Source organism: Providencia sp. 2.29 (assembly GCF_015832305.1).
GTDB classification, from domain to species: domain Bacteria; phylum Pseudomonadota; class Gammaproteobacteria; order Enterobacterales; family Enterobacteriaceae; genus Providencia; species Providencia stuartii.
On record NZ_CP065420.1, the window covers coordinates 2,182,013 to 2,197,770 of the forward strand.

The following is a 15,758-nucleotide window of genomic DNA, read 5'->3' on the forward strand; positions in this document are numbered from 1 at the left end:
AGAACCCCGAAATAGAAAACCAAAAAAATAATAACTCGATTTTTATATGATTAAAATTATCAAAAGTAATTATATCTATAATATATAATTAGCCTTCAAGTATATTGATTGAGTGAGAGTTTGAGGTGATATTTTAGGCTAACTCGTATTACTAACTGATGTAACCGAAAGAATTTTCTGGAAATTGTCATCAAGATCATGATTTGCTTGTCTGAACTGTTTATACTGTTTACTGCTTTTACCCTACCTACTTTGAAAGGACTTGATGATGGATGATAAATTAAAACAAAGTGCTCTTGATTTTCATGAGTTTCCTCATCCAGGAAAAATAACTGTAACACCGACTAAACCATTAACGACTCAACGCGATTTGGCTCTTGCATACTCACCAGGGGTTGCGGTTCCATGTCTTGAAATCGCCTCAGAGCCACTATCAGCGTATCGTTATACCGCGAAAGGGAACCTTGTCGGTGTGATCTCAAACGGTACAGCGGTTTTGGGATTAGGTAATATTGGGGCCTTGGCGGGTAAACCCGTTATGGAAGGGAAAGGGGTGCTATTTAAGAAGTTTTCTGGCATTGATGTGTTCGACATCGAAGTTGATGAAACCGATCCCGATAAACTTGTTGATATTATTGCTTCTCTTGAGCCAACTTTTGGGGGTATCAACCTAGAAGATATTAAAGCGCCTGAATGTTTTTATATTGAGCAGAAGCTGCGCGAAAGAATGAATATCCCTGTGTTCCATGATGATCAGCACGGAACCGCAATTATTTGTACGGCGGCGGTGATCAACGGCCTTCGTATTGTTAAAAAAGATATCGGTGATGTTCGCCTAGTCGTTTCAGGTGCAGGTGCAGCGTCAATTGCATGTATGAACCTGCTTGTTGCACTAGGTTTAAAACACGAAAATATCACAGTCTGCGACTCCAAAGGGGTGATTTATAAAGGCCGTGATGAAAAAATGGATGTCACAAAAGCCGCCTATGCCATTGAAGATAATGGCGCAAGAACCCTTGCGGATGTGATCCCAAATGCAGATATTTTCTTAGGTTGTTCTGGTCCTGGTGTGCTGACCCAAGACATGGTGAAAACCATGGCGAAAGACCCGCTTATTTTAGCGCTTGCTAACCCTGAACCTGAAATTTTACCGCCATTAGCAAAAGAAGTACGTCCAGATGCCATTATTTGTACAGGCCGCTCTGATTATCCTAACCAAGTGAACAACGTATTATGTTTCCCGTTCATCTTCCGTGGCGCGTTGGATGTTGGCGCAACGACCATCAACGAAGAGATGAAACTCGCTTGTGTTTATGCAATTGCTGATTTAGCGTTGGCAGAGCAGAGTGAGGAAGTTGCTTCTGCTTATGGCAACCAAGACTTATTCTTCGGCCCTGAATACATTATTCCGAAGCCTTTTGATCCACGTTTGATAGTTAAAATTGCGCCAGCAGTGGCAAAAGCGGCGATGGATTCAGGGGTTGCTACACGTCCAATTGCAGACTTTGATGCTTATATCGAAAAACTGAACCAGTTTGTCTATAAAACAAACTTGTTTATGAAGCCTATCTTTTCACAAGCCAAAAAAGAGAAAAAACGTATTGTTTTGGCAGAAGGGGAAGAAGAGCGCGTATTACATGCGACACAAGAGTTGGTTTCCCTTGGCTTAGCATTCCCAATTCTAGTTGGACGCCCAAGTGTGATTGAGAAACGTATTCAAAAACTTGGCCTGCATATTGAGCTAGGGAAAGATTTTGAAGTGGTTAACAATGAAAACGATCCACGTTTCAAAGAGTACTGGCAAGAATATTACCAAATCATGAAACGCCGTGGTGTTTCACAAGAGATGGCACGTCGTGCGGTGATTGGTAACCCGACTTTAATCGGCGGTATCATGGTACTTCGTGGTGAAGCGGATGGTATGATCTGTGGAACCGTTGGTAGTTACAGCGAACACTATAGCGTAGTAAAAAATCTGTTCGGTTTCCGTGAAGGCGCTCATGCAGCAGGGGCGATGAACGCACTATTATTACCAACGGGTAACACGTTTGTTGCCGATACCTATGTGAACGAAGATCCAACACCAGAAGAGCTAGCGGAAATTACCTTAATGGCAGCCGATACGGTGCGCCGTTTTGGTATTGAACCGAAAGTGGCACTGTTATCCCGTTCCAGTTTCGGCTCTTCTGATTGTGCATCCGCACAAAAAATGCGTGATACATTAGCGCTGGTCAAGGCTCAAGCGCCGCATCTTGAAATCGATGGCGAAATGCATGCCGATGCTGCATTGATTGAATCTATCCGTAAAGATGTCATGCCTGATAGCCCACTAAAAGGGTCAGCAAACTTGTTGATCATGCCAAATATGGAAGCGGCACGTATTAGCTATAACTTATTACGTGTAACAAGCTCTGATGGTGTGACGGTAGGTCCGGTGTTAATGGGGGTTTCAAAACCTGTACACATCCTCACCGCGATAGCTTCTGTACGTCGTATTGTTAATATGGTGGCATTGGCTGCTGTTGAAGCACAAACACATCCACTATAATTTAACTTAATATCTAAAGGCCTCTAAATTTTAATATTTAGAGGCCTTTTTAATTGAAAATCATTCTCATTATCTGTATTTTGGGTAATCCTGTACTCAATAGATGGAAAAGATAATGATATCAGTAACATTGAAGGCAAAGTCCTCCCTTATCGCAATGGCGCTATTGTTGGTTGCGGGTTGTGCACAGCAAATAGAACAAAAGCCGGTAGAGCTAGATAGTCAGCTTACCGGACAAGGGCAAATCATTGACTTACAATCAGGTCAATCCATTACACCTCAACAGCTTATTGAGCAGTTATCTCAATCATCTCGCGTTATTGTCGGTGAAAAACACGACAATATGTATCATCACCAAATAGAGCAGTGGCTGGCTCAAGAGATGCACAAAACGCGTCCACAAGGCTCAGTGTTACTTGAAATGCTCCAACCAGATCAGCAAAAAAGTATTAACTCAGTGAAAGCACAAATGCAGGGAGATCCGTATATTCGCGATGAAAAATTGCAGTCGTCAATTAAATGGAACAGTGGATGGCCGTGGGAGCAGTATGGCGAGTTGACTAAACAACTATTAAAAGCCCCGTACCCACTACTTTCAGCAAATTTGAATAAGGAAGAGGTCAAGGAAGCATACAAAAATCCACCAGTATTAAATGGCGTATATTCGACTCAACCTGTCGTGCAGGAGTTGATCAGTAAGACGATTGAAACCTCTCATGACGGCAAATTAACACCGGAGCAGGTTGAAAAGATGACGGTTATTCAGCAAATGCGTGATCGTCGTATGGCTAAATCACTGTTACAAGCACCAACCCCAGCCTTGTTGTTTGTGGGGGGGTATCATGCGACACGAGCTATTGGTGTACCGTTACATGTGCAAGATCTGGCTCCTGATGCTGAATTTACTGTGCTGATCATTTCAGAAAAAGGGAATGCTATCGATAATCTTCATGCGGATTATGTTTGGTATACGCCTAGTGTAAATCAAGCGGTTGAAAAATAATCATTTTATAATTATTTGTAATGTAATTGTGATAATGAAACAAATTTGAATAAAAATAGTTTTCATTTGCATATGTAATTGATTATCATTTGAGTTTTTAGCACAGCAAATAAGATTAAAATGAGTACGATTACATTTGAGCACTACCAGAACCAAAGTATGAAAATGGGTAGTGCGGTTATTGTTGCAATTGCATTACATTTTTTAGTTATTGGACTTTTTTTACGCAGCTCTGACGATCAACAGTGGGATAATCCCGTGCCACCACCATCCGTTGTGGTGGAAGTTTCCATGGAAGCGGAAGCTAAACAGGTTACAGAAGTGAATATCGGCCAAGTGCAGGAGGTCTCTGTGGCAAGTAAAGCCCAAGAAGCTGAACCTGAGCAGTCTGAGCTACCTACCGCACCCGTAAATGAAAATGCTGAACTGTTAGTAACCAAAACCGAAAAGAAAAAGCCGCAACCGACGCCTAAAAAAGAGAAGAAAGAACCGCCTAAAAAGCCTATTAAAAAGCTTGAAAGTGATAACTCAAAATCAAATTCAGCGCCTGTGACTAGTGATGCTGCTGCATTGAAACAGAGCAATAAGATTGCGGCTGATTTCAATAGTCAATCACAATCGCAACTGGATGCAGAAAAAGCGTGGCAGGCTCTCGTTCTCGGCCAATTGAACAAATTTAAACGCTACCCTGATGATGCTCGGCGACGTAACCGCACAGGAATTCCTGTGGTTGAATTTGACGTTGATGCGCAGGGCTATGTTATTAAAAGCTCACTGATTAAAGGGTCAGGAACTCGCTCTCTTGATAGGGAAGCCGAAAAAGTCCTTTCTCGAGCACAACCACTTCCCATCCCTCCAGCCGAAATGCTTAGGAATGGCAAAGTTACGGTAAGAATGCCAATAGACTTCACACTTGAAAACTAACGGTTAATCAGGGTAACAGAATGATTATAAGAGCAGATTTATTGTCAGTATCCACTCGAATCGCTAAATTCTGTCTAATAGCATTTATTGGACTACATGCAGGCCATGCCCTTGCGGAGGAACAGATGTCAGCACCAAAAGCGAAAAAGCAGCCATATACAATGACGACACACGGTGATGTGCGTGTCGATAACTATTATTGGATGAGAGACGACCATAGAAAATCACAAGAAGTTATTGATTATTTAGAAAAAGAAAATGCCTATAGTCAACAGCAACTGGCGTTGGGCCAGCCATTAAAAAAACAGATTTATGATGAATTACTTTCACGCATGAAACAAGATGATGAGTCTGTACCTTATGACTTTAATGGCTATACCTATCGTAGCCGATTTGAAGCAGGTAAAAACTATCCTATTTATGAACGCAGACCTGTGAATAGCGAAGGAGAGTGGCAAACACTGGTTGATGGTAATCAACGAGCGGAGGGGAGCGAGTACTACCGTTTAGGTGCGCTTACCGTTTCACCAGACAATAAAATCGTGGCGATTGCGGAAGATAGAGAGGGTCGTAATAACTATGCGGTATCTTTCCGTTCATTAGACAGCCAAGCGTGGAAAAATGATGAGTTAACGAATACATCGGGCAATATTGTTTGGGCCAATGATAGCAACACTTTATTTTATGTAAATAAAGACCTACAAACCTTGTTGCCATATCAAGTGTTCCGCCACCAAATCGGTGAACAACAGCATCAAGATGTCATGATGTATGAAGAAAAAGATGATACTTTTTATGTCAGCATCTCTAAATCAACTTCCAAAGATTATATTTTTATTGGAATCACAAGTACTGAGACGTCGGAATATCGCTTAATTGATGCAAACAAGCCACATAATGAGGCTAACGTTTTCCAACCTCGTAAAACGGGCGTTGAATATTATCCTGATCATTTTCGCGGTCAATTTTATATTCGTTCGAACCATCAACACCCATTGTTTGGTCTGTATATCACAAGTCATGATGGCAAAAGCGATTGGGAGACTTTAGTCGCTCCACGTGATGATGTGGATTTGGAAGATTTTGAGCTATTTAACCAATGGTTAGTACTGGAAGAGCGGCAAAACGGTTTGGTTAATCTCCGTCAAATTAATTGGCAAACCAAAGCTGAAAATTATGTCCGTTTTGATGATCCCGCTTATATGGCATGGATTGATAACAACCCAGAGTCTGATACCGATAAGTTGCGCTATGGCTATTCATCAATGACGACACCTTCTTCTGTGTATGAAATTAATATGCAGACACAAGAAAGGCAGTTATTAAAACAGCAAGAAGTGAAAGATTTTGATAAATCCAAATATCAAAGTGAACGTTTGTGGGTGACGGCACAAGATGGTGTGAAAGTTCCTGTTTCATTAGTTTACCGAAAAGATTTATTTAAAGAGGGGCAAAATCCATTATTAGTCTATGGCTACGGTGCGTATGGTTACAGCATTGATCCCTCATTCAGCTCTTCACGTCTGTCACTGCTAGATAGAGGCTTTGTGTACGCGATTGCCCATATTCGCGGTGGTGGTGAACTGGGTAAACGGTGGTATCTACAAGGGAAAACAGTGAATAAAATGAACTCATTCACTGACTTTGTTGACGTGACAAATGCACTGATAAATCAGGGTTATGGAAAACAAGGCCATGTCTATGCCATGGGAGGAAGTGCAGGTGGACTGTTAATGGGAGCCGTAGTGAATATGGCGCCTGAACTGTATGAAGGGGTTGTCGCTTCTGTTCCATTCGTTGATGTGGTGACGACAATGTTAGATCCATCAATTCCATTGACCACCGGTGAATATGACGAATGGGGTAATCCTGAAAATGAAGAGGCATATTGGCGTATTAAGGCTTATAGCCCTTATGATAATGTCAAAAAACAAAAATACCCTCATATGTTAGTGACAACGGGCTTACATGATTCTCAAGTGCAATATTGGGAGCCGGCAAAATGGGTGGCAAAATTGCGTGAATATAAACAAGGAGATTCATTATTATTGTTAGAGACAAATATGAATGCAGGGCATGGTGGTAAATCAGGCCGCTATAATGCATTGGATGATATTGCCCTAGATTACAGCTTTATTTTAATGCTGGAAGATAAAAAACATTATTTTCCACAATTGAAAAACGAATATACTAATAACTAATTATTGTAAAATGGTTCGGCTATTGTTTCTTAACGATAGCCGAACAGTTGCATGGCAAAATTAAAGCATTAAATTTTATTTGGATGCATGTGAGCGCATGTTTAATTATCGCGTTTACAGGAATGGTTTAATGAATAATAAATTAAAAATAGTAGGAGCCAGCTTATTATGTGCTGGGCTTCATAGTATTGCTTTTGCAGAAGATACACAGCAACAACAAAATAAAGGTATCGTACAATTTAGTAAATTAAAAATTTCAGGTGCTGAGAAACAAACGCCATTAGTTAAAGCCTTGGAAAAGCCAGGGGCATTTAGTGCAGTAGGTACGCAAAATAAACTGGAAGGATTAGATAAAATTATTCGTACTATGCCGGGAACCTACACCCAAATGGACGCGAGCCAAGGTACAGTCAATGTCAATATCCGCGGTTTGAGTGGATTTGGTCGTGTTAATATGATGGTGGATGGTATTAGCCAAACATATTATGGCATTTCACCGAGTAACTACACCCATGGTCAACAACCAAATAATGATTTTGGGGCATTAATTGATCCCAATTTTATTGTTAAAGTTGAAGTTGAAAAAGGGCAGTTAAATGGTGGAGAGAGTGTCAATGCACTTGTAGGTAGCGCTAATTTTAGAACTATCGGTATTGACGATGTGATTTTTGATGGCAACTTATATGGCTTAAGAAGCAAAGCCCGTTGGGGGGATAATGGATTAGGCTATAATGGCATGGTTGCCGTTGCAGGGAAAACGCCAGTTAATACCAATGATGGATATTTAGGTGGCTTAATTGCAGTCAGTGGTCATAATATCCCCGCGAATTATAAAAATGGTGCAGGTTATGATAGTGATGATTTTGCCACTGATCATACTTTTAAACAAAAACCCCAATCGCAACTCACCAAATTGAAATATAAACCTGATGATAGCCATGAATTAGAATTTAGTGGGCGTTTTTATCAAAATAAATTAACTCGCCGTAAAATAAATAGCGAGGATTATTATCTTAAATATAAATATACGCCACTTAATGAGTTAATTGATACTGAGCTTATTATTAGTCATGGAGAGAGTAAGCAGACATTTGAAGGGGATTCATTGGGTTGGGCATTACGTCAAGGTGAATCCAAAAATAATGCAGATGGGATCAATCTTGCCAATACGAGTCGTTTTTCTTATGGGGAGACGGACTATGAATGGAAAATAGGTTCTAAGCTGTTAAAAAATAAATATGAACGTAAAGTAAGTTCGGTATCTGACCAAAATACAATCATTTATAACCAGTTCTCACCCAGTGGCACATTAGACTTAATGAGTTTGTATACGCAATTCAATGCTAAATATGATATTTACTCAGCCACTTTTAATCTGAATTATGCACATTACAAGCTAAAAGGGTTTAAACCCGCTTGCGATGATGACGTTAAATGTTTTCCTCAAGGCGACGCATCAATAAACTTAAAAGAGGGAGGCTTCAACCCGGGGGTATTGCTTTCGGCAGAAATCATTCCTGAATTTCAACCTTTTGTAAGTTACGCACACTCAATGCGTGCACCAAATTCCCAAGAGGTATTTTTCTCTCAGAATGGCGGTAACTCAATGAACCCATTCTTAAAAGGAGAAAAAGCACAAACATGGCAAATTGGTTTCAATAGCATGAGACCTGATCTCATCGTGCAAGATGACCAATTCACGATGAAAGCGCTTTGGTTCCATACTAGAATTAAGGATTATATTACCAGTAAGCCTTATTTGTTGTGTCGACCAAGATCATACGCTGAATTTACATGGTGTTTGATGAATGAAAGTGTCTGGGATAAAGAGTTCCCGGATTTTATGCAGAAAAGTTATATCTATATGAACGATCCACGCGAGGTCAACTTACGGGGTTATGAATTACAAGCTAATTATGATGCAGGCGTTTTTTATTCAACATTATCTTATACCAAAGAGACGGGTGACCAGCCTAATTCGATAGCCAGCGTTGCTGATTTTAGTGCGGGGGATTTTACTGAGTTACCAGACTATTATTTGACGCTAGATACAGGTGTTCGGTTATTAGATGAAAAGTTGACATTAGGCTCAGTCATTACCGTTACAGGGCCAGCAAAGCGTATTGGCGTTGAATCATTAGTTGATAATAATGGTGATGCATTGAAAGATAAATATGAAAAGCAACCGACAGTTATTGACTTGTATGCTGATTATGAAATCAATAAAAATGTCACATTGATGTTTACAGTGAATAATGTGACCAATGAGGTTTATTCTGATGCCTTGAACCGTTCAAATTCGACGGCCATTATGGAAGTGCGTGGTAATAATAACGCAACGGCAAGAGGGCGTTCATATATGCTAGGTGGTGTCGTTCGCTTCTAACTCGTAATCAATATCAGGGTATCAACGTGTTGATACCCTTTACGCCTATTTTAAAACAGAACGAGGTGCACGTTTCATTTTCATTTTAGTGATATCAGTGACTTCACTTTCTACCCACCCATCATTTAGGCGTGTTTTAAGCTTTTGGCCTAATTTCACCTGAGAAGTTTTTTTCAATACTGCACCGTCAGAGGTTTCACTAATACTAAAGCCACGAGCCAATGTAGCCAGTGGGCTGACCGTTTCCATTTTTGAACAAGCGACCGCAAAACGCTGCTTATAGCTATTCAGTAACTCGGTCATCATATTCTGTAAATGGTATTGTGTCTGTTGTAGCGACCGATGTTGCCGTTGTAATTGAGGCCGCAAGTCTTGTTGTGACAGCCGGCGTTGCAATTGATCATGACGTAGCTGAGCGGTTTGCAACCGCCTTGTGATAGTTTGGGTCAGTTTCTGATTAAGCAGGCTCAATTGATGTTGTTGCCTTGCTAAACGGAGTTGTGGATGTTGTTGCTGTAAGCGATGCTGTAAACGACTAAAACGTTGCTGCTGCCCTGCAAGGTAATAATCCATCGCCATTTCAAGACGCTGTTGAGCAGAATGTAATTGGCGAATTAATTCCACTTGGTTACGGCTAACCAATTCAGCGGCAGCCGAAGGCGTCGGAGCGCGAACATCGGCCACAAAATCGGCGATCGTGATATCCGTTTCATGACCTACCGCACTAACAATAGGTAATTGGCTAGCAAAAATAGCTCTAGCGACAATTTCTTCATTAAACGCCCACAAATCTTCTAATGAGCCACCACCACGCCCCACAATCAGTACATCACACTCACCTCGTTTATTGGCTAACTCAATCGCTCGGGCAATTTGTGCAGGAGCTTGATCTCCTTGAACGGCTGTTGGGTAGATCACAACTGGGAGTGATGGGTCACGACGACGTAAAATATGCAGAATGTCGTGTAATGCAGCGCCTGTTGCTGAGGTAATAACACCAATGCGTTTTGCAGGGGAGGGTAAAGGCTGCTTATGTGTTACATCAAATAAGCCTTCTGCGCCTAACATTTGTTTGAGTAACTCAAAACGCTGCTGTAGCAGACCTTCGCCAGCCGGTTGCATGCTTTCAATGATAATTTGATAGTCACCACGAGGCTCATAAAGTGTGACACTTGCCCGTACTAAAACTTGTTGACCATTTTGTGGACGAAATGTGACGCGTGCATTTTGTCCGCGAAACATAGCCGCACGAACCTGAGCTTTGTCATCTTTTAATGTGAGATACCAATGACCAGAGCTAGGTTGCGAAAAGTTTGATATTTCGGCTGTCAGCCATATTTTACCCATTTGGCGGTCTAGAAGTTCACGGACAGCTTGATTGAGTTTGCTGACAGAATAAATTCCACTATTTTGTTGAGTCGACATGTGAGCTAGATCAAATTCTAAAACAATGACTTAATTGGTTGATACTAACCTAGTCAGAGGAGTTATCAAGTTTTTTTCAAAAAAGGACTGGAGGCAATCGGTTTCGGTGTGTATAATGCCGCGGCAATATTTTATACCTTTCCATAACGCTGCCTGGTGAGATATTGCCTATGTTACGCATAAAAAAAGAAGCTCTAACTTTCGACGACGTATTGCTCGTTCCTGCACACTCAACCGTATTACCAAACACGGCCGATCTATCAACCCAACTGACTGCAACTATCCGCCTGAATATTCCTATGCTTTCTGCAGCGATGGATACAGTGACTGAATCTGATCTTGCGATTGCACTGGCTCAAGAGGGTGGCCTTGGTTTTATCCACAAAAACATGTCTATTGAGCGCCAAGCGGAAGAAGTTCGTCGCGTGAAAAAACATGAAAGTGGGGTTGTAACTGATCCGGTTACCGTTACCCCTGAGACAACGATCCGCGAAGTTCAAGAAATGGCAGAACGTAATGGTTTTGCTGGTTATCCTGTTGTGGCTGCGGATAAATCGCTTGTGGGGATCATTACAGGTCGTGACGTTCGTTTTGTTACCGATCTGGATCAGCCTGTCACTGCGGTAATGACACCGAAAGAGCGTCTCGTTACGGTAAAAGAGGGCGAAGCTCGTGAAGTTGTACTGCAAAAAATGCACGAAAAACGCGTTGAAAAAGCCCTAGTGATCGATGATAACTTCCACCTGTTAGGGATGATCACAGTTAAAGATTTCCAAAAAGCAGAACGTAAACCAAATGCTTGTAAAGACGAACAAGGTCGTCTGCGTGTTGGTGCGGCAGTTGGTGCTGGCGCGGGCAACGAAGAACGTGTTGATGCGCTGGTGGCTGCGGGAATCGACGTATTATTGATCGACTCTTCACACGGTCACTCTGAAGGTGTATTGCAACGTATTCGTGAAACACGCAAAAAATACCCAGACTTACCGATTATCGGTGGTAACGTCGCAACGGCTGAAGGTGCAAAAGCACTAGCGGAAGCGGGTGTGAGTGCCGTTAAAGTGGGTATCGGCCCTGGTTCTATTTGTACTACGCGTATCGTGACGGGGGTCGGTGTACCGCAAATTACGGCAATTGCTGATGCTGTCGAGGCATTAGAAGGAACAGGTATCCCTGTCATTGCCGATGGCGGTATTCGTTTTTCTGGCGATATTTCTAAGGCGATTGCCGCAGGGGCAGCCTGTGTTATGGTTGGCTCCATGTTTGCAGGAACAGAAGAATCTCCGGGTGAAACTATCCTTTTCCAAGGACGTAGCTATAAAGCCTATCGAGGCATGGGCTCATTAGGCGCAATGTCTAAAGGCTCTTCAGACCGTTATTTCCAGTCTGATAATGCGGCTGACAAATTAGTTCCAGAAGGGATTGAAGGGCGTGTTGCTTATAAAGGCCGTCTAAAAGATATTATCCATCAACAAATGGGTGGATTACGTTCCTGTATGGGGCTGACAGGTTGTGGTACTATTGATGATCTTCGTACTAAAGCCGAGTTTGTCCGTATTAGTGGTGCGGGTATCCAAGAAAGCCACGTACATGATGTAACCATCACTAAAGAGTCCCCGAATTACCGTCTGGGACAATAACAGATAATGATTCAGGGTAGCTCCGTAGTTAATTACGGAGCTACCAATTTTTTATTTTTGACTTGAATTTTTGGAATTCTCCTCAAATGACAACAAATATCCATAAGCATCGCATTCTTATCCTTGATTTCGGCTCACAGTACTCACAACTGATTGCTCGCCGTGTTCGTGAAATTGGCGTTTATTGTGAACTCTGGGCGTGGGACGTTTCAGAAGAGCAAATCCGTGAATTCAATCCAAACGGTATCATCCTTTCTGGTGGCCCAGAAAGCACCACAGAAAATGATAGCCCACGTGCTCCTGAGTATGTATTTAATGCAGGTATACCCGTTTTAGGTATCTGCTATGGCATGCAAACCATGTCAATGCAACTTGGTGGTGCCGTCGAGGTTTCTGGTGAGCGTGAATTTGGTTACGCAAAAGTTGAAATCACTGAGCAATGCGATTTGTTCCGTGATATTCAAGACTCACTCAACGAAAATGGTACGCCAGTGCTGGATGTCTGGATGAGCCATGGCGATAAAGTGACTGCGATCCCCGCGGATTTTAAAACTATCGCAAGCACACCAAACTGCCCATTTGCAATCATGGCAAATGAAGAGAAAAAATTCTATGGTGTTCAATTCCACCCAGAAGTAACACACACTTACCAAGGCCTCAATATTCTGAAGCGCTTTGTGCAGGATATTTGCCAATGTGAAGCTCTGTGGACGCCAGCGGCGATTATTGATGATACTGTAGCACGCCTCAAAGAGCAGATTGGCGATGATCATGTGATTTTAGCACTGTCTGGCGGTGTCGATTCTTCTGTAACCGCTTTGTTGTTAAACCGTGCGATTGGTAAACGACTCACGTGTGTATTTGTTGATAACGGCTTGTTGCGTTTAAACGAAGCTGATCAAGTGATGGAGATGTTTGCAGGTAAATTTGACCTAAACATTATCCATGTGAAAGCAGAAGATCGTTTCCTGAGTGCATTAGCAGGTATTCACGACCCAGAAGCAAAACGTAAAGCGATTGGTCATGTATTTATCGATGTGTTTGATGAAGAAGCTTCAAAACAAACGCAAGTTAAATGGTTGGCACAAGGTACTATCTATCCAGATATTATTGAATCTGCGGCGTCAGCGACGGGTAAAGCGCATGTCATTAAATCTCACCATAACGTCGGTGGGTTACCAGAAGATATGAAGTTAGGCCTAGTTGAGCCATTGAAAGAGCTGTTCAAAGATGAAGTTCGTAAAATTGGTCTTGAACTTGGCTTGCCATACGACATGCTATATCGTCACCCATTCCCAGGTCCAGGCCTCGGCGTACGTGTTTTAGGTGAAGTGAAAAAAGAGTATTGTGATCTTCTGCGTCGTGCCGATGCTATCTTTATTGAAGAGCTACACAAAGCAGAGCTTTATCACAAGGTTAGCCAAGCATTTACGGTATTCCTGCCTGTGCGTTCTGTTGGTGTGATGGGTGATGGTCGTAAATACGATTGGGTTGTTTCTTTACGTGCAGTTGAGACAATCGACTTTATGACCGCACACTGGGCTCATTTACCATATGATTTCTTAGGCCGTGTTTCAAACCGCATTATCAATGAGGTCGATGGGATTTCAAGGGTCGTGTATGATATTAGCGGTAAGCCACCAGCAACGATCGAATGGGAATAATCCCGCAATAAGAATCAGCTGGCACTGACTAGCAAAATAACGACTTAAGCCCATGTAAAAATGGGCTTTTTTGTTTTTGTTGCTTGTTGTGTCTGAAGCTCAATTACGCTAGTTAATATTGATTATCTATTTGAACTACGAGCTTGTTTTTTCTTGATTATATCATTGGCAGATTTTTTTTCTGAGTTTATAACCATAGCTACTCTGCCACTAATTCTTTTTAGAGTTGATACTTTTGAACTAAATAGGGTTAACTCTTTTTTAAATTTTATTTTTCGATATTTTCTAGCGTATTATTACTGGAAGATGATTTTTTAGTCGGTAACATTCTGTTTTTAGAATCGCACGAAATTTCATGATAATTTGCTTTACATGAACTTTAATTGCAGTGAGCATCAAATATTTAATCATCATCGAGAATATGTGGCTATAAAATAGCCGCTTTCTATTTTTGAACCAAAAGTCTTTTTTTGGCTAAAATACAACCATAATCCACACGCATAAAAATCATCATATTCTTATGATAATTGTTGCGCAAATGTTAAACGCGAAGTCACCCTTCTGTCATTTTTATAGGTTAATATAATATATGCTATATTAATCCATAAAGTGCCATTGGGGTAATAATATACAAATAGTTAAAATGCTGTTAAAAATTTTAGCTTGAAAATACGATAGTTACAAAAATGCTTTTTTCCTTCTTTTTGCTAAAAAATTATTGACATTTAAACTATTGCCAATTTTATGCACGTTAATTTCATGTCGAAAATTCCACATAAATTCCTATGGAAGTTTTAACAAAAAAATGGCTTAATTCTTTAAATCAATTTAACTTAGGGATGAGTTATGTCAGACATTATCTATTTAACATTGCAAGGTCAAAAACAGGGTTTAATTTCAGCTGGTTGTTCAAGTTATGATTCTATCGGAAATCGATATCAGTCAGAACATGCTGACGAGATATTAGTTTATTCCACAAACTATGATATCAGTAGGCAGCAAAATGTTTCTCATGCCCCTTTTATCCTAACAAAAGCCGATGATAAATCATCACCTCTCTTGCTTACTGCAATATCACACAATGAAATACTCGACTGTGAATTTAAATTTTATCGTATTGATAAAAGCGGAGGATTACTACATTACAAAACAATAAAATTGAGTAAGGCATCGATTATTCGAATTGCTAACGAGCACCCTAATTCCTTGCTAAATAACGAGCTACAACCGTTTGAAATAGTATCTCTCCGATATGAAAGTATTACAATAAATCACATTGCAGCAAGTACATCAGGTTATAGCATCACACAAAAGGCTGTTAAATAATGATTAGGCCAATCGTTGATGTACACCAAAATCGCTATGATATTCCTGTGATTGTGGCATCTAATCCACTTTATACTGCAATAATTACAGATCCCGTCAATATATATGTCATGGTTGATAATGACTGGTTAGGTCATGTTGGATTAGTTATTGATGATGGTGATAAAGCTATTTTATATGATCCATCAGGCGGATATATGGGCTGTGGTGAGAAATGCCTTGCAAATCAAATGGCTCACAGGGGATCCGGTGAATTTATGCCATATCCCGATTTTGATTGGGATACTTATCTTTCGTACCATAAATGGAGTAGCGATGATCTCGTCGTCATTCAGTTCACTATACCAAGTGAACACGCAGAAAGATTAAAAAATATTATATTTAATAATAATTATGCAGATCATTTTCACTGTGCAACCAATGTCTCCAGAGTATTAAGGGAAAGCGGAGGGATATTTAAAAATTTAGAAGATGGATTTAGAACACCTTGGGGAGTGAAAAATGAACTTTTAGATATGAAACCACCAGAGGTATTATTTCCTCATGTCAAATAATAAATCAGTCATTTTCCCATTGGGGTTATCGATGGCTATAGGTGTTGTTGCGTATTATATACTAGTAATACGACAATCTTTTTTTCGTGT

Annotated in this window: 10 protein-coding genes; 9 read left to right on the plus strand and 1 reads right to left on the minus strand. The window is 40.8% G+C overall.

All coding sequences use genetic code 11. From position 1 onward, the window contains the following. Positions 1-268 precede the first annotated feature (268 nt). The 5 genes from maeB (at position 269) to I3B46_RS10015 (ending at position 9,062) form a co-directional block, all read left to right on the plus strand. On the plus strand, positions 269-2,548 hold the full coding sequence (maeB, locus tag I3B46_RS09995; protein WP_014656109.1) for an NADP-dependent oxaloacetate-decarboxylating malate dehydrogenase: 2,280 nt from the start codon (positions 269-271) through the stop codon (positions 2,546-2,548). A 115-nt stretch (positions 2,549-2,663) separates the two neighbouring features. Next, positions 2,664-3,551, plus strand: a complete 888-nt coding sequence (locus I3B46_RS10000) for a ChaN family lipoprotein (RefSeq protein ID WP_041704990.1) — start codon at positions 2,664-2,666, stop codon at positions 3,549-3,551. Between the two features lie 120 nt (positions 3,552-3,671). Then, a complete protein-coding gene (locus I3B46_RS10005) occupies positions 3,672-4,475 on the plus strand; it encodes an energy transducer TonB (protein WP_004920535.1) in 804 nt (267 codons plus the stop codon). Between the two features lie 20 nt (positions 4,476-4,495). Next, a complete protein-coding gene (locus I3B46_RS10010; protein WP_104873524.1) occupies positions 4,496-6,676 on the plus strand; it encodes a S9 family peptidase in 2,181 nt (726 codons plus the stop codon). 130 nt (positions 6,677-6,806) lie between these two features. Further along, complete coding sequence (locus tag I3B46_RS10015) at positions 6,807-9,062, plus strand: TonB-dependent receptor domain-containing protein (protein WP_076914047.1); 2,256 nt, start codon at positions 6,807-6,809, stop codon at positions 9,060-9,062. A gap of 45 nt (positions 9,063-9,107) precedes the next feature. Here the strand turns inward: I3B46_RS10015 and xseA are convergent, their stop codons facing one another. Then, the gene (gene xseA / locus I3B46_RS10020; RefSeq protein WP_104873523.1) at positions 9,108-10,487 is read right to left on the minus strand and encodes an exodeoxyribonuclease VII large subunit; all 1,380 of its coding nucleotides are present in this window, start codon (positions 10,485-10,487) and stop codon (positions 9,108-9,110) included. A 170-nt stretch (positions 10,488-10,657) separates the two neighbouring features. Here xseA and guaB point away from each other — a divergent pair, with 170 nt between their 5' ends. The 4 genes from guaB to I3B46_RS10040 all read left to right on the plus strand — a co-directional run bounded on the left by guaB (position 10,658) and on the right by I3B46_RS10040 (position 15,668). Beyond that, positions 10,658-12,124 carry an IMP dehydrogenase gene (guaB, locus tag I3B46_RS10025; protein ID WP_004920523.1) on the plus strand — a complete coding sequence of 489 codons (1,467 nt, stop codon included), beginning with the start codon at positions 10,658-10,660 and terminating at the stop codon, positions 12,122-12,124. 86 nt (positions 12,125-12,210) lie between these two features. Further along, a complete protein-coding gene (gene guaA / locus I3B46_RS10030) occupies positions 12,211-13,788 on the plus strand; it encodes a glutamine-hydrolyzing GMP synthase (RefSeq protein ID WP_004920518.1) in 1,578 nt (525 codons plus the stop codon). Between the two features lie 846 nt (positions 13,789-14,634). Then, the gene (locus tag I3B46_RS10035) at positions 14,635-15,114 is read left to right on the plus strand and encodes an Hcp family type VI secretion system effector (protein ID WP_053109973.1); all 480 of its coding nucleotides are present in this window, start codon (positions 14,635-14,637) and stop codon (positions 15,112-15,114) included. Beyond that, positions 15,114-15,668: a hypothetical protein gene (locus I3B46_RS10040; RefSeq protein ID WP_004920507.1), complete on the plus strand. Its 555-nt coding sequence runs from the start codon at positions 15,114-15,116 to the stop codon at positions 15,666-15,668. Before I3B46_RS10035 ends, I3B46_RS10040 begins: the two co-directional genes overlap by 1 nt. Positions 15,669-15,758: the final 90 nt, after the last annotated feature.